We start from the raw sequence: 21,016 nt of genomic DNA on the forward strand, positions 1-21,016 counted from the left end.
CCCCTATTGCAGCTCATCCGGAAAAATTGGATTTGACCAGGCAATATTCCCTTCGAAATCAATGCATTCCACGCGAATATATTGCTCTGTACCCTCTATCTTGAACCCGCCGCTGGTAATGGGTGAAGCATCTTTGTTATATAACGCACGCCCATTATTGGGATGTGTAATAAACTTAATGAATTTTACCGGTGAGCATTTGATTTGCAAGAAGCCATTCTCTACCCGCAGATCCAGAATTTCCGGTCCCTGTGAAGAATAGAACTGTCCGCTCTTTAGCGCCGTGATCAACGTTTGCTGCTCCAGCTTGTCCGCATCGACCGAAATCCATCCACCGAAAAATTCCGAGATGACCTCATCTATTCGCCCTCCATGAGCATCATCGGCAGCCACGCCGAACACTTTACGCCCGTTCTTCAGTAAATAATCCCAATGGCGAACGCCGTACCCCACAGCTTCGTCGATTTCGGACTGGTGATTATAGATTTCTACCGCAAAATAGTTCTCTAGCTTCAGCAAATCCTCAGCGCGGTTTCTGGACCATTCCGGATGATTCATAATAATTAAATTCCCTTTATGCCTCATCTCTTCAATCAGGGTCTGAATCGTATCCAAGCTTTTATATTCAGGCTTCGCATGTTCTTCGTCGTGCTCGAATCCGTATTCTGAGCCTAACGATTTATCGAAAAGCCCGTGTATATGGTATTGCTGGCCCGTTTCTTTCCGGCTCATTTCACATGCCATTTCATAACCATCCAGCATGATAAATTTCTCGTCGTCATAGCTATCGGATTTGAAATAAATTTCATGATCGCTTAAACACATGAAGTCATAACCCTTATTCTTATAAGCTTCGATTACAACCTCAGGAGCATATTGCCCATCGCTGCGAGTTGAATGGGTATGGATATTCCCTTTAAATTTGCGCTTACTCTCGTCTAAATAGATTTTTGACTTCATGGCTATTCTCCTCCCTGCAGCAAATCGGATACAAATACAGGGTTGGACCATGCCACCTTCCCTGAGAAGTCAATACATTCCACACGAATATATTGCATATCCTTATCGACCTCCATGGACGCTTGGGTCAAAGGCTCCCCGCACTCAAAATCCCCTAAAAAAGCTCCTCTTTGGGGAAAAGATTTAAACATAATAAATTTACAGGGAGAGCACTCGATCATAAGTTCACCGTCCACCACTCGCAGATCGTAAATTTCCGGACCGCTGCTGGAATAAAATTCACCGTGTTTCAAGCTTTTCACAAGATCCTCTGGGTTCAGCGCTGTCGATTGCACCTGTACCCAGCCTCCTCCGTATTCAGGAATTCTCCATTTCGGATCATGTTCGTGAGAATCATCCGCGGCAATACCGAATACTCGTTTACCATTCTGCAGCGCATGATCCCAATAAGCTGCGCCATAAGAGCTTGTAGTCGACCACTCCGTAGCATGGTTGTAAATCTCTATTGCGAAAAATCCATCATATTTAACCATGTCCTCAAATCGGGTCAAGTGCCATTCCGGATGGTTGAAGATGACCAAATTCCCGTGCGCCCGCATTTCGTCAATGAGCAGTTGGGGCGAGTGGTCCCCTACCCATGGAATCGGCACCGGGAACTGCTCTAAATGTTCGAATCTTTCCAGCTCTGAATCTGCGGTAGGATCATTTAACACACCGAAATGGTAGCCTGGATTTTTATCTGCAACCTGGTTTAATCCCCCTCGTTCCATCCCTGGGAGAGTGACAAAGTCAACCGTATTGAATTCTTCCGTTCTGGCATAAATATCGTGGTCGGTAATCGAAATGAAATGATAGCCCTTGGCTTTAAAAGCTTCTACTACTTGTACTGCAGGTAAACTGCCATCCGACCAAGTGGTATGAAGATGCAGGTTGCCTTTATATTTAGTCTTTTCCCGGTCTAAATAAACTCTATTAATCATTACTTGCCCTCCTAATAATTTACGTTGTTTTCATGTGTTTTCATTTTGTTTTCTGTTGTTATTTTGATCATACAACCTGAAGTAAGAGCGTTTCAAGCCATTCGCTTATAATTAACAGTGGGCTAACAAAATTCATCATCCGTTAATAAAATTGCGGCTTACGGTCATCAAAAACGGACATGAAAATAGAAACGGAAGAGTTCTTTTATGGACGTCTCCCGTTTCTCAGAGCAATCAATATTATATTTTAAATCATACTCTGCTTTTGTTAGTCCAATATTATGCGTAATCATAAATACAGCAAGCAGCCATACCTTTGTACAAACTAAAAAAACCTAAAAGGTTGCTAGACCATTTAGGTTCCATATTATTCTTTATTAGCAACAGGAGTCCGGGTTTAGCTTCTTAAACACCTCAAAGCTCCGGGCCGCACATTCAGAAATCGGGATGGGATGGAATCCATTGATTTCTGCATACAGGATATCATTTAATGGTGCAGTCCAGGAGCTAGGGACTGCCTCTGCTCCCAGCATAGCCCCCATAATAGAGCCGACTGTGGCCCCGTTGCAATCTGTATCCCAGCCACCCAGAACCGCTGTGGTTATGGCTTTTTCGAAGTTCCCTTGGCCGAAGATCAGCGAAGCCGCCACCAAAGCCGCATTATTGTTGGTATGAACCGGATTATAGTGCTTGAAGGCTTCCCATATCCGGTCAACCAACTCCACTTGATTCTTCGTGCTACGTGCAATCGCAACAGCTTCCCTAACATCCTTCGCCAATCTGCTGGTAGCAGGAATCTCGCTTAAGCCAATTTCGACGATCCGCTCGGGATCACGTTCCGAGAATGCAGCAGCAATCATGGCGGCTACGAACATTTCTCCATATATGCCGTTCTTTACATGAGAGAAAGAAGCATCACGCCATGCCAGTTCAGCCGCTAGCTCCGGTTTCCCGGCTGCACCATAGGCTAATCCGTCTGCCCGGATCTGGGCGCCGATCCATTCGCGATAAGGATTCAGATAGGTACGGACCCAAGCCTTCTGCTCTTCCCAGTCTGAATTCCGGGCATTCCCTTCATTTTTCAATAAATTGTTAAGATGTGATGTTACCTGTGCAAAGTTTAAATACGCCTGCGTTTCAGCTGTACATACCTGAGAATAAGACAAAACCCTATGCCATAAGAGACCCACATCCCAAGAATCCCATTCCAGCCCTTTTTCTTCCAGCATAATGAGGCCAAGAACTGTATACCGGATATCATCGTCGCTCTCCATGTAGCAGATGTTCTCACGCAGGCTCTTAGGGGAGACATTAGCAATGTTCAGGCCAACTTCCTTTTGTGCACGGGATTGTGCAGGTACGTAAGTCGTTATAGGCCATGCGTCTGCACCTTGGAACCAAAGTTGAACATTCTTCCAGCCTGGATTGCCGAAGCTTCCGCCCATATATTCCCACTGCTCAAGGGGTTTGCCAAGTGCACAGCCAACACTCCGTCCAAGCCACGCTCCATAAAATTTGTCCCGCCAGACTGGCTCGGAATGTTGCGGCTGAAGCACTCTCGGCCCTTCTGGACGCTTTTTACGGATTTCATCCAATTCAGATGGCTCGGCAAACGGGAAATCAGGTCTAATCGGAAGCCTCATCAATTGCTCATATATTGCCATCAATTGCTCCCGATCATTGCCTGCCGCCTCAATCTTTTCAATAAAGCCCTCTGTATTGCAGCCCTCATCTCTGCGCTGAATAACCTCTTCTTTCACCAATCGCTGTAAGCTATCCCATCCTGCCATGATCCGCACCCCAAACTTTGTATTTTATATTCATTATAGAACCCGTTTGGAGGAGAGGCTTCTCAATAACTATAGGGAAATTCTCAAATATTGCGAAATGTTTGATATTGCTGCCGGTATTCACTTGGAGAAAGCCCAATAATTGACCCAAATAAACGGTAGAACGTCGATACGCTTTGAAACCCACTTGAGAAGCATACTTCGGTGACATCCAGGCTTGTATTCACGAGTAAACGCTTCGCCTCGTTGAGTCTGACCTGCAGGAGGCAATCCTTGAAATGGCGCCCGGTTGCTTCTAGAAATACATGGCTTGCACGTGAGGGGCTGACTCCCAGATATTTAGCAACCTCCTGAAGGGTTAGAGCTTCCGTGTAATGTTCCTTAATGTAATCCATCAGTTTCCGGTACTCCCTGATCGTACGTGTCAGCTTCTGCCAATCCTTCTGTTGCAGTGGGATCGAGCGATTCCGAAGCAGGAGGGTACATATATGCAGGAGGGTTGCTTTTACCATGCTGGAGTACCCCTCCTGTTTATCGACAAGCTCGGATCGGACCCGTTCGATGAGTTGTCTCAATTCAATGGCAAGGGGTTCGCTATGTGGAATTCGATTCTGATAGAGTCCGTTAGAATAACAAAAAGGAATCAGCAGCCTCTCGTCCTCTGTAAGTAACAACCCTGGATCGAAATTCAGAAAGATATATGTACTTGGGTCCTCTTCATCAGACCAGGCAATGTGCAGCTCCGAATGGTTAACTATGAATACGTCACCAACCTGAACGGGGTACGTGTTTTCACCGAAATGAAACCATCCCTTTCCCGAAATACAACAGCCGATCTCTAGACTGGAATGGTAATGCAGGGGCTGCATGAATGTGTTCGGTGACCAAACAAAAGCATTAACGGGTATTTCATGCTCATACTGTATGTTTAATTGTTCTCCTTCGCTCATGCATTTAGCCTCCTATCCCCAATATTCATAGAGTAGCATAAGCGGTGTAAATTGGGATATAACGTGAAAGAGAAGTCTATTCCAGCTCTGCTTGCATCTGCTGAAGGATTTTCTCCACACAACCTTCCAAACCATCCCTGAACGTATCGACCTTCAGGTCATACACCTCTTCCTTATGGACGAACTCCAACTGCTCTTTGGCTTGCCCGATTCTGCGGTCTCCTCTTTCCTTTTCCCTGCGCTCAAGCTCATTTAGCGGGCAAAACACGCCCACAGACATCACCGGATATCCGGACAGGCTTTTTTGCCAGTCCTCTCTTGTAAAGGCGTCATGGATCACATGATCCACGATAAGATTAACCCCGGTATCCGCGAACATCGCAATCGTCCGGTGGAAATCATGCTTAATTCCTCCGGCAATTAATTGCTTTTCTTAGCGATAATATGTGTAAATATGGCTATATCCCTGTATGGACTGTGATTGCCGAGTTCAAGCTCCAGCCGCATAGTCTGGTTATGCCATTCTTCAGTCTGCTTAAGCTCATTGTCAGCGATATATCCGTACAGATTATGTATTCCAAAATGACCTTCAATCTCATAACCCGCTTCGTTGAGCCATTCCACTAACTGAGAGTAAGGATATACTGTGATATCCGTTTGAATAATTCCGCTATACTCCCGGCTGCTGCCTATACTTGTAAGCGCATCTTCAGAATCTTTATGAAGAATAGCCTTTTTCATTACCTTCGCACCGGATTATGAGCAATCAGTGACAAGTAGCCATTTGTGGCTTGGCAGTTGCTGATCTGCTGGATAAAAGGCTGTGGGTCCTCCGTATATTCAAGAATGTTATGGCAAAAGATCCAATCGTATTTCCCCAAACTCCCGGATGCCTCTTCAAAAGAATGCTCCAAATAAGACACTTCCGGTCCAGCCTTTTTGGCGAGCTCGATCATCTCATGGGCAGGCTCTACCGCAGTTACCCGATGCCCTTTCCTGCTGTACTCATTACTGGAAATACCGAACCCGCAGCCGATGTCCAATATAGCTTGTGTTTGCTCACCTAAGAACCGGTCTATTTGATCCCAAGCCGTCTGATAAAATAATCGGCCCCAAGGCATTTGCGTATAATGCCAATAGGAATCCAATGCCGCTGCAAAAGCACCCGCCTTACTCATCATTTATCCCTCTTTTCAACTTTGATAATGTTACTTAACCTCAGGTGTTGTGGATCAAGTCTCCAACAGTATTCACTGGTCACTTGGCATCGTTGCTGTCCTATTATTATCGAAGCTCCAGGCAATGACAGTAGCACTGTCACGGCCTTTTTGCTGATGCACCTCCATTAGCACAGCACCGACACACTCCTTCATATCCCTTGCCGAATAGAAAGCATCAAACAGCTTTTGCGGATTTGCATAGGACTGTGCGCCATATTCCAGAAGACCGTCAGTCGTCATGACGAGCACTTGATGTCCTTCTCTCAGCTCTCTGACTCCGGTTGAATAGCAGGGAACAGGCTGGGCAAAGGTGTTGGCATACCCGATCCATTCATAATAATTCCGCTGGTTCAATAAGAATTGTCCCCGGGCAGCGAGGTCCGGATGAAGCAGGTAGAGTGAGTTGTCACCGATAGACAGCCACCATATGTAATTCTCTTTACGGGCGCAGATCAGGCATGCCGTTTCACCGGTCACTTCCCTGCATCTGTTAATGAAGGCTTCCGAGGTAAAGAGGGATAATAGATACTCCTGTAAAGCATCAAAAGCGTGTGATATGGGCTGTGATAGATGTCCGTTAATTTCACTGGCTGCACTGTCCATGGTGCTAACCAGCAGCTCTGCACTTTCTGCCGTTTTATGGGCATCCAGCAGCATAACGAACTCCCAGCTTCCGTCCGGGTCAAGCAATACAAAGAGGCCGTCTTCGTTTTTGTCCGCACCTGCTGCAGTATTTCCGCCATAACAGCCAATAGCCATATTACCAAAATTCATGGTCGCAGGATCGTCAAGGTACATTGCGTGACTGCCCACCCAGCTGAACTTAATCTTATCCCGTTCCATTTTCGCCTCTATCTCCTATCTAATCACTCTAATACCTCTCTACAATGGACCAGACAATCTTATCGTCCGGGGCATTTTTGGGATACACGAAGCTTGCTTTGATCCGGTTTTCTTTGTCGTAATACACCCTTGCTTTTAGGCCCTGGGCGGAGTCGTAGCTTCGAACCGTGTATTGGTCTCCCAGTTTGCTTTCCACCTCGTTCAGCTCTGTCAGTTCGTCACCGGCCTGGCTCATTATTCCATGCTCAGACAAGGTTTTTAATTTGATAATGGCTCCGTCACTTTCATACACAACGAGGAAATCCTCATAATATCTGTATTCAGCAGCTTCAGTGCTTTTATCCACAAAACTTGGATTCTTCTTGTACACATCCCACTGCACATCCGCGATATTCTCGTTTACAGCTATTCCATTGATCGTCAGTGAAGACAAGTCCGTAGATTCAACACCGAACGCCGCCAGCTGATCTCTCAGCAGAAAGGCGAGGATAGTGACAATAACAATGACAATAACAGTAAGACCCAAAACTGCTTTAAGCTTCTTTTTACTACCACTCCGTTTATTCATATACCCGCACGCTTTCTTCATGTTATATTTGTCATATCTATCCAATCCGTAAAGCAAGAAAATTAAATTAACTATGCTGTAATCCGCCGGGAGGACTGAAGTGCAAATGCTGTGGTCTTTGTTCATCGCGATTCTATTATCATTTTCGTTCAGGATTGTTCAAATAGTAATTGGGCTTATCTATAAGCAGCATCTACGGTTCTCTGTCTATTATTGGGGAATTATGGTTATCATTGCAAGCTTATTAATAAAAAACACTTATGTCTACAGCTTCCCGAAGAATCTGTCTACGGCGCTGCCCTTGTTCCTTATCATTCTCATTGTCAATTGTCTCATCTCGAGATCCTCCGGCTATTCTCCCGCAGGCAGGTTTGACCGGTTCAACTTCGTGATTATCTATCCCGTGCTCGAAGAGATTGCCTTCCGGGGGCTGGCTCTGCCTGTTCTCACCCGTCATCACAGCCTCGGCCGAATTCATCATACGCCTGTAATCGAACTCAGCTTCGCTGTCATAATTACAGCTGCACTCTTTGCAGTCTCCCACTTGCAATATTATAAGCTGAACAGCCAGAGCATCAGATTTATGATATTCGCATTTGCCGGCGGGCTGTTCTTTGGGCTAATCACCCAGATGACTGAGTCTATAATGCTCACTATTCCACTGCACATCGCTTTTAACGGTTCGGCGGCCTTTTATGCGTATTTGATCGCCAAGAAACAATCCAACTCTATGTATAGCTGATCCCTGATGCCCAGTTTCGCTCTTCATCTATTCCTATGTATACAAAAAAAAAAGCCCCCGACCCTAAACTACAGAGCCAGTGCCTCTTCCGTGATCCGTTTGATATCGATGGAGGACAGTGTTTCCTCATTGACCATATCCGGCAAAATCTCAGCCAGGAAATATTCCACGCATTTCAGGTCTATGTTCTTGATCTTGATCAGGGCATTGCGGTACATAACCACAAACTCCTTTTCCGTATTACCTCTTTGCAGTTCGGCGAATGCCTCGTAGACCTGATCCATCTTGTCGGCTACCTCCAGAATCAGCCCCTCCAGCGATTCATCCTTGCCTTCACGCAATTGATGAAAGAAGATGCTTTTGAAATCCTCGGGAATATGCTCTTCAATGAAATTGTGAACCATACCTTCCTCCACCTGCTGGATTAAAGAACGCAGCTGCAGCGAGGAATGTTTGACCGGTGTTTTGATATCGCCGATAAAAATTTCACCGTAATCGTGGCTGCTCGTAATCTCGTATAGCTTCTTCCAGTCAATAACCGCACCATGCTTTTCTTCGATATCTGCCAAGGTTTTGGCGTACTGCACGACCTTCCAGGAATGGGCCGCTACACTGTGCTCCTCGAATTTGAATTTCCCCGGACAGCGGATGATCCGTTCCAGTTCGTTCAGTGAGCGGAAATATTTATGAATACCCATGGGGCCAGTCCTCCCTTATCTTCAGGAATAGAGATAATAACAGTATAGGTCCCCATTGTTAAATGCGGATAAAGCAGTTGACGTCTTATGTTAAAAGAGAGAAAGGCGTTCTCCCGGCACAACATATTACAAATGGCAGAAGGCCTTCCGTTCCCCGTTGTACTCGTTCATCCCCGCCTTACTGCGGAACCTTTCCCCGCCTCAGGTCTGGACTCAAAAACAGTCTTCAGGCCGTTTTGCCGAACTTCATATAGCCTTACAATAAGTACATAGACACCGGATATTAATAAAGATTCATTCTGGTAAATCCCAATGGAGAGGACGCGATTCAACCATGACAAATTTATTCCGTTCCGAAAGAGACAAGAAGCTTACCGGCTTATGCGGAGGATTGGCCCGTACACTGAACATTGACGCCACACTTATTAGACTGCTTGTTGCGGTCACTGCCGTCTTCAGCTTCGGCACCGTTGCTCTCATTTATATAGTGGCCAGCCTCATTGTCCCTAAAGAGCCTATTACCAGCTTCACGGATGACTACCATTCTTTTTAATCAATTTAAATTAAAGCATTGAAACTATTAAATTCATCCAAACCTAAAGGAGAAATGGACATGAGTATATTCCAAAGAATCACCACCCTGACGAAGGCAGCAATCCACGAAGGTCTGAATAAACTGGAGGATCCAATCCTGCTGACTGGACAATATTTGCGGGAACTCGATGATAAAATTGCAGGCGCTGAAAATAAACAACGCGAATTCACGGCAGCTGCCAATGTGCTGGAGCGTCGCATCTCCGAATATCAAATCCTTGCGGAACGCAGTGAAGCGGATGCGGTCAAAGCGATGAGCGAAGGGAATGAGCCTGCAGCCAGAGCCGCAGTAATGGCTAAGCTGCGCTACCTGGAAAGCGAAGCAGAATGCACGTCAGTTCTGGAAGAAACACGGCAGACTCTGGCTGCCCTGGAAGTCAGCATCCAAAGTGCCAAAGCAGAGCATGAGCGCCTAAAAGCCAAAAGAACCGAGCTGGCTGCCCGTGCGCGCAAAGCGGAGGAACTGGCGAGACAGCAGGCTCAGAACAGCGGTCACCCCGCTTATCCCGGAACCCGGGGCCACGTTATCAACGCCGGTACGGCATCACGCGGTTTCGAACGGATGGAAGACAAAATCAGCGAGTGGGAAGCACATGCGGAAACCTCCGCACACCATTCTGCTGAGGCAGCTGATTCCCCGATTAACAGTGCAGTAGAAGCCGAGCTGGAACGGCTCCGCAGCAAAAAAACGGACAGCAGCAAGTAACTAAAATACACAAAAAGGATACTTCCCTTTCAAGGGAGAGTATCCTTTTTTTAAACTGCAGCTGATCTTTTCCTCAAATTCGCCCTGCGGGCTCCGTAGACTTGGAATAACGGTTCTCCGGTACCGGTATACCGAGATTTCCGCGCAGTGTATCGCTTTCGTATTCATTACGGAACAGTCCCCGTTCCTGCAAAATCGGCACCACCCGGTCCACGAATTCCTCCAGGCCGCTCGGTACAGCGGCAGCTATCATAAAGCCGTCTGCCCCACCGGATTCAAACCAGTGCTGGATTTGATCCGCCACCTGCTCCGGTGTGCCAATAAAGCTGCTGCGCGGGGTAGCGGATTGCAGAGCGACCTGGCGCAGTGTCAAGCCTTGCTCCTTGGCATTTTTCTTTATTTTGTCCGTTCCGCTCTGGAAGCTGTTTCGGCCCAAATCGCCAAGCTCCGGAAACGGCTCATCCAGCGGATACTGCGAGAAATCATGATGTTCAAAGAATCTGCCCAGATAATTCAGCGCGTTCTCAATCGTCACGAGGCCGGCAACCTCCTGGTATTTGCGCTCGGCTTCCTCCGGGGTATCGCCAATGATAGGCGCAATGCCCGGGAAGATCAGCACCTCATCGGGATTCCGGCCGAACGAAGCAATCCGGGCCTTCACATCCCGGTAGAATGCCTGCGCTTCCTCCAGCGTGTCATGTCCGGTAAAGATGGCATCGGCCTCTTTCGAGGCGTAATTCTTGCCGACCTCTGAAGAACCTGCCTGGAACACAACCGGCTGTCCCTGCTTCGAGCGGGCAATATTCAGCGGTCCTTTTACAGAGAAGAATTCTCCTTGATGATCCAGCGTGTGCATCTTGTCCGGATCAAAAAAGACGCCGCTCTCCTTATCGCGTAAAAACGCGTCATCCTCCCAGGAATCCCATAATCCGCGCGCCACCTCCAAATATTCCGCGGCGATGCGGTAGCGTTTGCCATGGTCAGGATGCTCTTTCTTGCTGTAATTCAGAGCGGAGCCTTCCAGCGGAGAAGTTACAACATTCCAGCCTGCCCGTCCGCCGCTGATCACATCCAGAGATCCGAACTGGCGGGCCACGGTAAAGGGCTCACTGTAGGAGGTGGACAAGGTGCCTACCAGGCCTATTTTGCTGCTGACGGCAGCCAAGGCGCTGAGAATGGTCAATGGCTCGAACCGGTTCAGGAAATGGGGAATGGATTTCTCATTAATATATAAACCGTCCGCTATAAAGATCAGGTCCAGCTTGCCTTCCTCGGCCTTTTGCACCCACTTCCTGTAGAGCTCAAAGTTCACACTCGCATCCGGCTGGGCTTCAGGATGACGCCACATCGAGGTGCTTCCTCCTACCCCGTGCAACAGCGCCCCCAGTTTCAGTTGTCTTGGCTTGGTCATATCCATTCCTCCTCTTAATTATTGAATATAAGAAGCTGCGCTAGCACTCTGCTTGATACGTTCGATCTGGCCAAGGTGGGTCTGTACATGTGCAGTAAACAAACGTACGATGTCCGTAATCCTGACCGTTTCCCCTTTGAAGTTAATGCCGCTTTTCTCCCAGTCCTCCGGGTTGAGCCGTCCGAGGAGTAGGCTGTTGTAGTGAAGCAGGCTGCGGAACAACTCCAGGCTGTCGGCGGCATTCCCGCTGTTGGCATACTGGCCGCTGACCCAGGCATCCTGATTAAAGACCGGCAGCTGCACTTCGGTACCCGCCAGAATATCGCGGATGCGGAATGAAACCACTATGCTGTGATCGGCCAGATGAGCCAGCACCTCGGTTACACTCCAGCTGGCCGGCCCGGCCTTCCATTTTAATTGCTCCTCCGTCAAATCCTCCAGTGCCTGAACCAGCTGCTCATGCGTATTCAAATAATCCCTGATTTGCACATTGCCCATTAGATCCCCTCCAAAAGTTGTCCGGCTTGCGATTGACCCGGTGTCTCAAAGCGTGCTAACGAAAACGGACGGATATTGTGGCGGGTCTGTCCGTCTGCCGCTAAGTCAGCCAGAATTTCCCCGACAACGCTGGAAAATTTGAAGCCATGCCCCGAGAACCCGCCGGCCAGAAGCACATTCGTATGACGAGGATGACGGTCGATAATAAAGTCCTCATCCGGTGTATGCTCATATTTGCAGACTGCCCCCTTCAGCAGCCGTCCGGCTGCGCCGGGCATATACGCCTCCAGGACACGGCGGAGATCCCCTTCGTCACTCTCTTCAGTGCCGAAAGGGGCCAGCTTCTGACCCGGCTTCCATTCCAAGCCCGTGTCATGCCGCCCGATCTTCAGGCCGGCTCCGCCAATACTGGGAAAGCCGTAATATCCGCCTTCCTCGGTGCCCAGTGTAAATCCGGGGAAGTTTCCGCTGTCAAAAGCCGGCGCACTCTGAAACCAGCCGACAACCTTGCGGATCGCCTTAATCGGCAGTGTGATGAATGGCGACAGCGCGCCAAACCAGGCTCCGGCACTCAGAATGGCCGCCCCTCCATGAACATCTCCGTTCTTCGTGTGGACCGTGACACTTCCTTCGCGCGCAGTCACATGAAGTACTGCCGTATTCGTCAGCAGCTCTGCACCATGAGCCAATGCCAGTTGCCGGTAAGCGGCGATGCATCTCTCACTGTAGAGATATCCGGCATCCGGCTCATACATGGCTTCGAACGAATCCGGGAGGTTCAAGGCAGGCCACCTCCGGCGGATTTCCTGCGCATCCAGCTGCTCTACTCGTACCTTCTGCTTCCCGGCTTCCGCCAGCTGGCCGCGGAAAGAATATACTGCGCTGTCTGCCAGATTCAGGACTCCCGAAGGCACAAGCAGCTCGGTTCCGCTTTGCTGCTCCGCTTCTTTCCACAGCACATGGGCACGCAGGGCCAAGTCAGTATAGGTGGGGTCACCGCTGTAGGCATGCCTGATCAACCGCGGCTCTCCGTGATGGCTTCCTTCCGTATGCGGCGGATCGAAGGCATCGATCAGCAATGTCTTGATCCCCCGCCGGGCGAGATGATAACCGGCACTCATGCCCATTGAACCCGCCCCGACGATAATCACGTCATAAACAGAGTGTTTCGTTATGTCACTGCACCTCCCTCCGAGGAGAACTGTTCCAAATAACGTACAGCCAGATTGCTGAAGAATGCGGCGCCTACCGGCAGTGCACGTTCATCGAGATTGAAGGAAGGATGATGCCACTCCCGGCTTCCGGCGGTGCCCATAAAGACAAACAATCCGGGAACCACCCGCTGATAAAAGGCGAAATCTTCGCCAGCCGGTGAAGGCACCGGCTTCACGGAGGTGTAGCCGAGCTCCTCTGCTGTCTGCTCTCCAAGCCGTGCAAGCGCGGCATCATTAACTACCGGCGGCGGGCCTTCGATCCAGCGAACAGCCGCTTCTGCTCCTAAAGCAGCGGCTACACCGGTCGCCACCTGGCTGAATCGCTCAAGCACCTCACCGCGCACCTGTTCATTGAAGGTGCGAATCGTACCTTCCAGCACTGCTGACTCCGGGATAATATTCCATGAGTTCCCGCTGTGAAGTTGCGTCACACTGATTACTGCGCTGTGCAATGCGCTGACATTGCGGCTGACGATAGACTGGAGTGCAGTCACCACATGTGAAGCTGTCACGATAGGGTCGACTCCGGCTTCCGGCACAGCAGCATGTGATCCTGCTCCTTTAATCTCAACCACAAAACCATCCGCAGCAGCCATCAACGGGCCGCTTGTAATGCCGATGGTTCCGACCGCCAGATCCGGCTTATTGTGCATTCCAATCACTGCACGGACATCTTTCAGCACCCCGCTGGCTATCAGCTGCTGCGCACCCTTCGCCTTCTCCTCCGCAGGCTGGAACAGCAGGCGTACGGTTCCCTTCAATTCCTTCTCCCGTTGTTTAAGCTGATAAGCAGCGCCGATCAGTGCCGCAGTATGAAAATCATGACCGCAGGCGTGCATTTTACCGGGATATTGTGAGGCATAGGATAATCCGGTTTCTTCCTGAATCGGCAAGGCATCAATATCGGCACGCAGGGCGATTACCGGACCCTCCTGCAGTCCGCCAATCTCCGCGACAACGCCGGTCTTCAGCCCATAATCCAGGGTAGTTACTCCGGCCTGCTCCAGCAGGACTGTAATATATTTCGTGGTTTCATACTCTTCGTTGGACAGCTCCGGGTAACGGTGCAAATGACGCCGGATCCCGGTAATGATTTCATAGAACGCCTCCGCGCTGGGCTCGACGGTTTTGCTTGTCATGAAAGCCCTCCTTCCCTTCGATAATGTTTATCGGACTTAGCTCCTTCTTGTCAGGCCTCCGCAGGCACTTCGGCCAGTGCTTCATGCAGCAGTTCAAAGGAACGGACCCGCTTATCGAAGGGCTGCACATTGGTCGTGACGATAAACTCGTCGATGCCTGATGCTGAGGACAACGCCAGCAATTGTTGCCGCACGCTGGCTTTTGTCCCCTTTGTAATTTCCGGCTCCCGCTCTTCTATGGTGTAATCTTCCGTACTCTGCCGGGTAAATTCCTCCGCCTGCTCCCGGGTAGCAACCGTCAGTGTCTTGCCGCTGGCCAGATTAATCCGGATCAGCTTATGCGCTCCGGCCAGTTCTTTGGCCTCCTCCTCGGTTTCGGCAGCCAGGATAGACAGCGCAATAATTGCCCGGGGTTCTTTTCCCGGCGAAGTCTCGAAGTTGTTGCGGTAAGTCTCGATCGCTTCCAACGCTATCGCCTGATCCCCATTGATGAATAAAGAGAATACGTACGGCAACCCCAGTCCGGCAGCGATTTCCGCACTGGCTACACTCGCGCCAAGCACATAAATTTCGGGAGGTGTCCCTGGAATCGGGCCTGCTTTCAGCCCCGCCAGCGGATGGTCTTCCTCCAGCCGGTTATGTACATATTTTTCGAGTTCGATAATCTTGTCCGTCAGGCTGGAGGGTTCAAAGCTGCCCTGCTGCAATGCCTGTGTGCTCCTTGGCAGCCCCCCGGGAGCACGGCCAACCCCCAGATCCACCCGGCCCGGTGCAAGCGAAGCCAGCACGTTAAAGTTCTCCGCTACCTTATAAGGGCTGTAATGCTGAAGCATAATGCCGCCGGAGCCTATGCGGATGCGTTCTGTCTTGGCGAGCAGATGAGAAATCAACACCTCCGGGGATGAACCCGCTACCTGCCCGGAGTCATGATGCTCCGACACCCAGAAACGGCGGAATCCCAGCTGCTCGGATAATTGTGCCAGCTTAATCGTATGCAAGAAGGCTTCTTCCGGCGTTTCCCCCGGATAAATTGGACTTTGGTCGAGGACGCTTATTGTAATCGCCATATTTTGGCCTCCTAAATGGAATAGTTCAGTTCCGGTGTAATCCGCTTCAGGAACTGCTTCGTTCTTTCTTCGCGCGGATGATTAAATAACTCTGTCGGTGTCCCTTCCTCAACAATCACACCGCCGTCCATGAACACGACGTGATTAGCGACATCGCGGGCAAAACCCATTTCATGCGTCACGACAATCATTGTGATGCCTTCCTTGGCAATTTTGCGGATGACGGCCAGCACCTCGCCCACCAGCTCCGGGTCCAGCGCCGACGTAGGCTCGTCGAACAGAATCACTTCCGGCTCCAGCGCCAGGGCGCGGGCAATGCCTACCCGCTGCTGCTGCCCGCCTGACAGCTGGCTTGGATACGCGTCCAGCTTGGCTCCAAGCCCCACCTTCTCCAGCAAAGCGATACTCCGTTTTTTCGCTTCCTCCTTCGGAAGCTTTTTGACGATAAGCAGCCCTTCCATCACATTTTCCAGCGCAGTTTTATGCCGGAAAAGATTATACTGCTGGAAGACCATCGCCGTTTTTTGCCGCAGCTGATGAATCTCTTTTTTGCGTGCATGCCTGCAGTTCACTTTGAAATCGCCGATGGCAATCTCCCCGTCACTGGGCTTCTCCAGGTAGTTCACGCAGCGCAGTAGGGTAGTTTTGCCTGAGCCGCTGGGGCCGAGAATGACAACAACCTCGCCTTTGGTGACGGTTAAATCAATATTATTCAGCACCTGATTCCGGCCAAACGACTTCGAAATACGCTCCAGCTTGATCATGCCACTCCACCTCGATTGTAAAGATTGATCCGTTTCTCGATCAGGGACGTCAGCCGCTCGATCAGGAACGTAAGCCCCCAGAAGATCAGCGCCGCCGCCAGGTACGCCTCAAAGAACTTCCAGTTCGTCGAAGCCACAATCTGCGCCTTGGCGTTGATATCCACAACGGAAACGGTAAAAGCAAGCGTTGACCCATGCAGCATACCAATAACGGAATTGGACAGATTGGGCAGACTTGCCGCCAGCGCCTGGGGAAAGACAATCCGCCGCAAGGCCTGAGGGGTGGTCATACCTATGGAATGTGCAGCTTCAAGCTGGCCCCGGTCCACGGCAAGCAGACCGGAACGGACGACCTCGGACATATAAGCACCCGCTGTAATTGAGAACGAAATATAGGCAAAACCGATCATCGGAACCGACACCGACCTGAACCCCCAGCCAAAGTGGGCGGCCAGTCCGTCAATAAGGACAGGAAGTCCAAAATAAATCAGCAGCAGATGCGTCAGCATCGGAGTGCCCCGGATAAAAGTCACATATCCAACCGCCAGCGGATACAGGACAGGCACTCTGTAAATCCGGATCAATGCGACACAAATGCCGATAAGAAAGCCCACTGACACGGAGACAACTGTAATATATAAGGTGGTAGGAATGGCGCTCAAGATTTGCAGGAACGCCGTCCAGATAAATGATGGGTCCAGTTTCATTATCCTGCGCCTCCTTTACCCGATCCCATTTCCGCAATAATGCGCCGGTAGGACCAATTTTTGTGGACTCTAAACGATTTTTTCTCAGGGGTGCTCCGCTTCTCATGCCGCAGCAGCCGGTGCTCCGCTACAAGCAGCAGCTTCTCAATCGAATAGCTGATGACCAGATAGATCAGGGCAAGGGCAATGTAGGTTTCGATAAAATGCTGTGTCAAACTGCCAAGCGTCTGTGCTTTGCCCGTCATTTCCATCACACCGAGCGTGAAGGCCAGCGATGTATCTTTCAGCAGCGCAATCACCAGATTGGAGAATACCGGAATCGCGATGCCAAGCGCCTGTGGCAATACGATCCGCGTAAAAGCCTGGAACCCTGTCATTCCCGTAGCATAGGCAGCCTCCACCTGCCCCTTATCCACCGCCATCACAGAAGCCCGGATCATTTCGGACATGTATGCCCCCGTATGCAGGCCGTAGGTTAGAATCACAAAGACAAGCACCGGCGTCCGGGTCATATCCACATGAACCAGTTTTAGAATTTCAGGCAGCCCGTAATAGAACAGGAAGAGCTGGATCAGAATCGGCGTTCCCCGGAAAAAAGAAATATAGATTTCGGAGCAGGTTTTCAGCACCGGCACTTTGTACAGGCGGGGCAGAGCCACGAGAAAACCGACTATAATTCCTGCCAGCAGCGAGCAGGCGACAATCAGCAGTGTGGTGTTTAACGTCCCCAGCAGCTTAGGCAAAAATGAAAATACATAGCTGATATCAAATGGTTCGCCCATAAACTCCCTCCCTTCCCACACTCACAGGCTTAATCATTGAACCGAATTCGCTGTAACATCCGCACCCAGCCATTCCGTGCTCAGCTTGCCAAGTGTACCGTCTGTCTTAAGCTCCTTGATCGCACCGTCAATCGCATCCGACAGCTTCTGCGAATCAGCATCATCCTTGCGCAGCACATAAAGAATGTCTGCCGACGAAAGCTCGTCGCCCGTTGCCTTCAGCTGGCTCTGCGGATCAATAATCGGAAGGACAAAATCGGCAGCCAGCGTGGCGTCTACACGGCCGGAGCTGATCTGGGCAGCTGTATCGTTAGCCGTACCGTTTTGGTACACGATATTAATCGCATTGTCATGCTCTTTATTGTAGTTCTCAAGAATTTGCGCCTGTGCACTGGTTGCACCCGTCAGCACCTTTTTACCTTTCAGATCATCCAGCGAATGGATCGACTCATTGTCCTTAGCCACCACAATGCGGTTTCTCCAGTGGGCGTAAGCTTCTTTGTTAAAAGAATACTTCAGCTCGCGCTCCGGATTTTTTTCCATAACATGGGCGACCAGGTCGATTTTTTTGGTTTCCAGACTCAGCAGCAGGTTGCTGAAATCCATCGTCTGCAGTTCGAATTCATATTCCGGCAGGCGATTGTCAATTTCTTTAATCAGCTCCACATCAAACCCGGTCAGCTTGCCGTTCTCGTCGATGTAACAGACTTTGGAAAACCTGTGCCTGTGCCCACGATGATCTTCGTTACCTTAGCCGGCTCTGCCGAAGCATTACCCTCTTTCGCATTAGCAGGCGCTGCAGCTTCTGCCACATTCCCGCTCTTGCTGCTGTCCGTGTTGTTGCCGCCAGCACTGTTGCTGTTATTTCCGCAGCCGGCAATCGCCAGCGTGAGTATTGATGCAAATACCAGTGAGATTGACTTCTTCATGTTTCTATCCCCTTTGAATGAAATGTGGTTTGTTTATAAGTGTCTTTTTCAGCAGATACATGATGCCGTCGCCATTTTGCGGATCTAGCTCCAGGAACCGTTCATAACCCCGCCGCTCATACATCAGAGCCAGCCAGGGATGTTTTTTCGCCGTTGCCAGAGTGACTTCAGGCGAGCCCAATTGTCCGAGAATAATATGCTCCTCTACCCAATCCAGCAGCTTTCCGCCGTAGCCCTTGTTACTGTATTCCGGACTCACGGCGAACCATTTGATAAAAGGTAGCGGGCTGAGCTTCTTCACCTCTTCTTCTTTCGACAAAGTGATTGTCGCAATAATCGTTCCGCTGACTTCAAGCACATAACATTCATTAGTTGAAATATTGTCTTCAATCAGCGCCAGATCGGCGTTTGCCGCCGGCCAATGCAGCCCCAGATCACGAATCAGCTGATAGGCACGATATGTAATATCCAGTAATTGCTCCGCATCCTTCTGTTCTGCCAACCGGTATACTTCACCCATCGTATGCCCTCCAACCTTTCGGATTTTAATTTTATAATCCCTATCGAATTAGTCGTGATTATGATTATGCAATTAACTTTATCACCGCAGGTATCCATGCGCTAATAGAGTTTTTTAATACATCTATACAAGAAGTCGATCTCCGGCTTTACCTATGCTAAGTTCCAGCAGGGTTTCGATAAACTCCGCATTTTCCCCGTTCAGGGAAATCAGGCTGGTCCGCAGCGAAATCCCTTCCGTCTCCGCGACATCTACCCGGATCAGCGTCCCTGCCGCCACTTCCTCCTGCACACTGAGTGCCGGTAGAAAGCAAATCCCCGCTTGTTTCAGCACCAGCTTCTTGGCCGTCTCCAGGTTATCCACCTGATATTCAATATTCGGCGGCTGCTCCATACTCTCAAATACACGGTGCAGCCGCATCCAGTCCAAAGAGCCGCATTCAAAGAAAACCAGCGTCTCCTGACGGATATCCTGTATTGAGGCACGGCCTCCCTTGGCCAGGCGATGCTCCTTGTGCACATACAGCGAAATGGGGTCCTCGCAAAATGGAAAAGCTTGAATCGCCGGATTTACGACTTTACGGATAAAAGCCAGATCGAGCTCCTTCGACTTCAGCTTGCTGATCAGCACTTCCGTAGACGCTGTCGTCAGCTTGATCGTGATATGCGGATACCTGCGCTTCAGATGAAGCAGCAGATGGGGCATCAAATAATTGGACACCGAGACAGTGCTGCCGATTCTCAGCTCATTCGGAATATGTCCTTTCGATTGTATTTGATGCTTGCCGGTTTGATAGACCTGGAGAATCTGCTGGGCATAGGGGAGGAACTGCTTGCCTTTATCGGTGAGATTAATCTGCTTGCCCAGCCGGTCAAATACCCGGCAATCCAGCTCCCGTTCGAGCGATTGTATGCGGGCGGTAACAGTCGGCTGCGAGATATACAGGACTTCAGCCGCTTTATTGAAGCTTCCATAATGGTTGATGTACACAAAGGCCTCAATATTTTCAATGTTCACACCTAGCCCCCCCTTAGTCGGGTTTAATTTTACTATTCCGATGAATTAACAATGAATTATGGCGATGCGTTCTTATAGATTTTGTATATATCTTATTCACGGCGTATTTTTTTGTCAACACATATTCCGTGTATTTCAGTCGGATTTCCATTAAATACTAGGTCTGCCCGTTTGACTAACGGTGTGGAAATATTCTCCTAAGGGGTAAGGAAGGAGGAGGTATTCATGCCTTCAACTAAAAACCGGATTACCCCGAAAAAAAGAATGTATTTCCATAGCGAACTGCGGCAATGTCCGCACTGCGGCACGAAATTGAAGCGGCACCATACTGCTTGTCATAAATACGTCAATACCCTGAACGGAATCTTCGATATCTGGAATATGGCATACGCCTGCCCGAATTTGGAGTGCCCGTATCCGGGATCCTATTTTCGATCCGCCGAGGCCGATGCGCTCGTGATGAAACATACTTCTTACGGATTCGATGTTCTTGCCCTCGTCGGAGAGCTTCGGTTCAAGCAGCATTACACACTTTCCGAACTGCACGAGGAGCTCAATCGACGGGGAGTCGTTACTTCCAAGCGGAATTGTGAACGACTGTACGAGTGATATCTGACGCTACTTCGCGCATCGGTCACGGACCATCTCCGCGAAGTCTTGGCGGGGGTGGCGCGCCGTTTTGCTCGAAGATGGGCATCCACCGCTCGATCTTCCGGGGATTCGGGTATACTAAGAAGCCTTAGCGATTCAAGGTTCGCTTCAACGAAGCGCTAAAAAAGGGGGTTCGCCTACAGTGAGAAACTCCTGAAGTTGTTTGAAACATTGGATAGCTTCTGCTCCTCATACCACAAAGTAAAGCATTGGCTGAAGCCTCATCAAGATGCTGCCCATATTTTGAGTGCGCCCGCACCGCAAAC

24 protein-coding genes and 1 pseudogene are annotated in these 21,016 nt (G+C 49.8%); 4 read left to right on the forward strand and 21 right to left on the reverse strand.

Going from position 1 to position 21,016, the window contains the following annotated elements; translation table 11 throughout:
- Nucleotides 1–3: 3 nt before the first annotated feature.
- The 9 genes from AC3WT9_RS17315 to AC3WT9_RS17355 form a co-directional block, all read right to left on the reverse strand.
- Nucleotides 4–960: a PHP domain-containing protein gene (locus AC3WT9_RS17315; protein WP_341377670.1), complete on the reverse strand. Its 957-nt coding sequence runs from the start codon at nt 958–960 to the stop codon at nt 4–6.
- 2 nt (nt 961–962) lie between these two features.
- Nucleotides 963–1,940, reverse strand: coding sequence for a PHP domain-containing protein (locus tag AC3WT9_RS17320; protein ID WP_341377668.1), 978 nt, complete (start codon nt 1,938–1,940; stop codon nt 963–965).
- A 377-nt stretch (nt 1,941–2,317) separates the two neighbouring features.
- Nucleotides 2,318–3,730, reverse strand: coding sequence for an ADP-ribosylglycohydrolase family protein (locus AC3WT9_RS17325; RefSeq protein ID WP_341377666.1), 1,413 nt, complete (start codon nt 3,728–3,730; stop codon nt 2,318–2,320).
- A gap of 83 nt (nt 3,731–3,813) precedes the next feature.
- On the reverse strand, nt 3,814–4,680 hold the full coding sequence (locus AC3WT9_RS17330) for an AraC family transcriptional regulator (RefSeq protein WP_341377665.1): 867 nt from the start codon (nt 4,678–4,680) through the stop codon (nt 3,814–3,816).
- A gap of 76 nt (nt 4,681–4,756) precedes the next feature.
- Nucleotides 4,757–5,101 carry a phosphotransferase-like protein gene (locus AC3WT9_RS17335; protein ID WP_492407778.1) on the reverse strand — a complete coding sequence of 115 codons (345 nt, stop codon included), beginning with the start codon at nt 5,099–5,101 and terminating at the stop codon, nt 4,757–4,759.
- Entirely contained in the window at nt 5,101–5,421 is a 321-nt protein-coding gene (locus AC3WT9_RS17340; protein ID WP_341377664.1) for a class I SAM-dependent methyltransferase, read from the reverse strand. Before AC3WT9_RS17340 ends, AC3WT9_RS17335 begins: the two co-directional genes overlap by 1 nt.
- Nucleotides 5,421–5,861, reverse strand: coding sequence for a class I SAM-dependent methyltransferase (locus tag AC3WT9_RS17345; RefSeq protein WP_341377663.1), 441 nt, complete (start codon nt 5,859–5,861; stop codon nt 5,421–5,423). Before AC3WT9_RS17345 ends, AC3WT9_RS17340 begins: the two co-directional genes overlap by 1 nt.
- A 69-nt stretch (nt 5,862–5,930) precedes the next feature.
- Nucleotides 5,931–6,743 carry a PP2C family serine/threonine-protein phosphatase gene (locus AC3WT9_RS17350; RefSeq protein WP_341377662.1) on the reverse strand — a complete coding sequence of 271 codons (813 nt, stop codon included), beginning with the start codon at nt 6,741–6,743 and terminating at the stop codon, nt 5,931–5,933.
- A gap of 28 nt (nt 6,744–6,771) precedes the next feature.
- Nucleotides 6,772–7,311, reverse strand: coding sequence for a peptidase M56 (locus AC3WT9_RS17355; RefSeq protein ID WP_341377661.1), 540 nt, complete (start codon nt 7,309–7,311; stop codon nt 6,772–6,774).
- A gap of 106 nt (nt 7,312–7,417) precedes the next feature.
- Between AC3WT9_RS17355 and AC3WT9_RS17360 the strand changes: the two genes are divergently transcribed.
- A complete protein-coding gene (locus AC3WT9_RS17360) occupies nt 7,418–8,053 on the forward strand; it encodes a CPBP family intramembrane glutamic endopeptidase (protein ID WP_341380336.1) in 636 nt (211 codons plus the stop codon).
- 68 nt (nt 8,054–8,121) lie between these two features.
- Here AC3WT9_RS17360 and AC3WT9_RS17365 read toward each other — a convergent pair whose 3' ends face one another.
- Nucleotides 8,122–8,751, reverse strand: coding sequence for a YfbR-like 5'-deoxynucleotidase (locus tag AC3WT9_RS17365; RefSeq protein WP_038587382.1), 630 nt, complete (start codon nt 8,749–8,751; stop codon nt 8,122–8,124).
- A 334-nt stretch (nt 8,752–9,085) separates the two neighbouring features.
- Here AC3WT9_RS17365 and AC3WT9_RS17370 point away from each other — a divergent pair, with 334 nt between their 5' ends.
- Complete coding sequence (locus AC3WT9_RS17370; RefSeq protein ID WP_341090819.1) at nt 9,086–9,304, forward strand: PspC domain-containing protein; 219 nt, start codon at nt 9,086–9,088, stop codon at nt 9,302–9,304.
- A 60-nt stretch (nt 9,305–9,364) separates the two neighbouring features.
- Nucleotides 9,365–10,051: a PspA/IM30 family protein gene (locus AC3WT9_RS17375; protein WP_341090818.1), complete on the forward strand. Its 687-nt coding sequence runs from the start codon at nt 9,365–9,367 to the stop codon at nt 10,049–10,051.
- A 73-nt stretch (nt 10,052–10,124) separates the two neighbouring features.
- On the opposite strand, the gene AC3WT9_RS17380 is transcribed toward AC3WT9_RS17375, so the two are convergent.
- The 11 genes and pseudogenes from AC3WT9_RS17380 to AC3WT9_RS17430 form a co-directional block, all read right to left on the reverse strand.
- Entirely contained in the window at nt 10,125–11,462 is a 1,338-nt protein-coding gene (locus tag AC3WT9_RS17380) for an LLM class flavin-dependent oxidoreductase (protein ID WP_341377660.1), read from the reverse strand.
- A gap of 18 nt (nt 11,463–11,480) precedes the next feature.
- Nucleotides 11,481–11,960 (reverse strand): DinB family protein, encoded by a 480-nt coding sequence (locus AC3WT9_RS17385; protein ID WP_341377659.1) that lies wholly within the window; start codon nt 11,958–11,960, stop codon nt 11,481–11,483.
- Nucleotides 11,960–13,135, reverse strand: coding sequence for an N-methyl-L-tryptophan oxidase (gene solA / locus AC3WT9_RS17390; RefSeq protein ID WP_341380335.1), 1,176 nt, complete (start codon nt 13,133–13,135; stop codon nt 11,960–11,962). Before solA ends, AC3WT9_RS17385 begins: the two co-directional genes overlap by 1 nt.
- On the reverse strand, nt 13,132–14,313 hold the full coding sequence (locus AC3WT9_RS17395) for an amidohydrolase (protein WP_341090814.1): 1,182 nt from the start codon (nt 14,311–14,313) through the stop codon (nt 13,132–13,134). Before AC3WT9_RS17395 ends, solA begins: the two co-directional genes overlap by 4 nt.
- Nucleotides 14,314–14,363: 50 nt before the next feature.
- Nucleotides 14,364–15,380 carry an LLM class flavin-dependent oxidoreductase gene (locus tag AC3WT9_RS17400; RefSeq protein ID WP_341090813.1) on the reverse strand — a complete coding sequence of 339 codons (1,017 nt, stop codon included), beginning with the start codon at nt 15,378–15,380 and terminating at the stop codon, nt 14,364–14,366.
- 11 nt (nt 15,381–15,391) lie between these two features.
- Entirely contained in the window at nt 15,392–16,144 is a 753-nt protein-coding gene (locus AC3WT9_RS17405) for an amino acid ABC transporter ATP-binding protein (protein WP_076114529.1), read from the reverse strand.
- Nucleotides 16,141–16,851, reverse strand: a complete 711-nt coding sequence (locus tag AC3WT9_RS17410) for an amino acid ABC transporter permease (protein WP_038587370.1) — start codon at nt 16,849–16,851, stop codon at nt 16,141–16,143. Before AC3WT9_RS17410 ends, AC3WT9_RS17405 begins: the two co-directional genes overlap by 4 nt.
- Complete coding sequence (locus tag AC3WT9_RS17415) at nt 16,851–17,633, reverse strand: amino acid ABC transporter permease (protein WP_341090811.1); 783 nt, start codon at nt 17,631–17,633, stop codon at nt 16,851–16,853. The genes AC3WT9_RS17410 and AC3WT9_RS17415 overlap by 1 nt, the downstream gene beginning before the upstream one ends.
- A gap of 33 nt (nt 17,634–17,666) precedes the next feature.
- A pseudogene (locus tag AC3WT9_RS17420) lies at nt 17,667–18,562 on the reverse strand (transporter substrate-binding domain-containing protein).
- Between the two features lie 4 nt (nt 18,563–18,566).
- Entirely contained in the window at nt 18,567–19,082 is a 516-nt protein-coding gene (locus AC3WT9_RS17425; RefSeq protein WP_341090809.1) for a GNAT family N-acetyltransferase, read from the reverse strand.
- Nucleotides 19,083–19,205: 123 nt separating this feature from the next.
- On the reverse strand, nt 19,206–20,099 hold the full coding sequence (locus AC3WT9_RS17430) for a LysR family transcriptional regulator (RefSeq protein ID WP_341090807.1): 894 nt from the start codon (nt 20,097–20,099) through the stop codon (nt 19,206–19,208).
- Between the two features lie 225 nt (nt 20,100–20,324).
- Here AC3WT9_RS17430 and AC3WT9_RS17435 point away from each other — a divergent pair, with 225 nt between their 5' ends.
- Nucleotides 20,325–20,708 carry a hypothetical protein gene (locus tag AC3WT9_RS17435; protein WP_341090806.1) on the forward strand — a complete coding sequence of 128 codons (384 nt, stop codon included), beginning with the start codon at nt 20,325–20,327 and terminating at the stop codon, nt 20,706–20,708.
- Nucleotides 20,709–21,016 lie beyond the last annotated feature (308 nt).

The sequence above is a fragment of the Paenibacillus sp. EB106-06-01-XG199 genome (genome assembly GCF_058791575.1).

Coding starts and splice junctions, on each gene's coding strand:
- AC3WT9_RS17315 (WP_341377670.1), bottom strand. CDS start 960: ATGAAGTCAAAAATCTATTTAGACGAGAGTAAGCGCAAATTTAAAGGG.
- AC3WT9_RS17320 (WP_341377668.1), bottom strand. CDS start 1,940: ATGATTAATAGAGTTTATTTAGACCGGGAAAAGACTAAATATAAAGGC.
- AC3WT9_RS17325 (WP_341377666.1), bottom strand. CDS start 3,730: ATGGCAGGATGGGATAGCTTACAGCGATTGGTGAAAGAAGAGGTTATT.
- AC3WT9_RS17330 (WP_341377665.1), bottom strand. CDS start 4,680: ATGAGCGAAGGAGAACAATTAAACATACAGTATGAGCATGAAATACCC.
- AC3WT9_RS17340 (WP_341377664.1), bottom strand. CDS start 5,421: ATGAAAAAGGCTATTCTTCATAAAGATTCTGAAGATGCGCTTACAAGT.
- AC3WT9_RS17345 (WP_341377663.1), bottom strand. CDS start 5,861: ATGATGAGTAAGGCGGGTGCTTTTGCAGCGGCATTGGATTCCTATTGG.
- AC3WT9_RS17350 (WP_341377662.1), bottom strand. CDS start 6,743: ATGGAACGGGATAAGATTAAGTTCAGCTGGGTGGGCAGTCACGCAATG.
- AC3WT9_RS17355 (WP_341377661.1), bottom strand. CDS start 7,311: ATGAATAAACGGAGTGGTAGTAAAAAGAAGCTTAAAGCAGTTTTGGGT.
- AC3WT9_RS17360 (WP_341380336.1), top strand. CDS start 7,418: ATGCTGTGGTCTTTGTTCATCGCGATTCTATTATCATTTTCGTTCAGG.
- AC3WT9_RS17365 (WP_038587382.1), bottom strand. CDS start 8,751: ATGGGTATTCATAAATATTTCCGCTCACTGAACGAACTGGAACGGATC.
- AC3WT9_RS17370 (WP_341090819.1), top strand. CDS start 9,086: ATGACAAATTTATTCCGTTCCGAAAGAGACAAGAAGCTTACCGGCTTA.
- AC3WT9_RS17375 (WP_341090818.1), top strand. CDS start 9,365: ATGAGTATATTCCAAAGAATCACCACCCTGACGAAGGCAGCAATCCAC.
- AC3WT9_RS17380 (WP_341377660.1), bottom strand. CDS start 11,462: ATGACCAAGCCAAGACAACTGAAACTGGGGGCGCTGTTGCACGGGGTA.
- AC3WT9_RS17385 (WP_341377659.1), bottom strand. CDS start 11,960: ATGGGCAATGTGCAAATCAGGGATTATTTGAATACGCATGAGCAGCTG.
- AC3WT9_RS17395 (WP_341090814.1), bottom strand. CDS start 14,313: ATGACAAGCAAAACCGTCGAGCCCAGCGCGGAGGCGTTCTATGAAATC.
- AC3WT9_RS17400 (WP_341090813.1), bottom strand. CDS start 15,380: ATGGCGATTACAATAAGCGTCCTCGACCAAAGTCCAATTTATCCGGGG.
- AC3WT9_RS17405 (WP_076114529.1), bottom strand. CDS start 16,144: ATGATCAAGCTGGAGCGTATTTCGAAGTCGTTTGGCCGGAATCAGGTG.
- AC3WT9_RS17410 (WP_038587370.1), bottom strand. CDS start 16,851: ATGAAACTGGACCCATCATTTATCTGGACGGCGTTCCTGCAAATCTTG.
- AC3WT9_RS17415 (WP_341090811.1), bottom strand. CDS start 17,633: ATGGGCGAACCATTTGATATCAGCTATGTATTTTCATTTTTGCCTAAG.
- AC3WT9_RS17425 (WP_341090809.1), bottom strand. CDS start 19,082: ATGGGTGAAGTATACCGGTTGGCAGAACAGAAGGATGCGGAGCAATTA.
- AC3WT9_RS17435 (WP_341090806.1), top strand. CDS start 20,325: ATGCCTTCAACTAAAAACCGGATTACCCCGAAAAAAAGAATGTATTTC.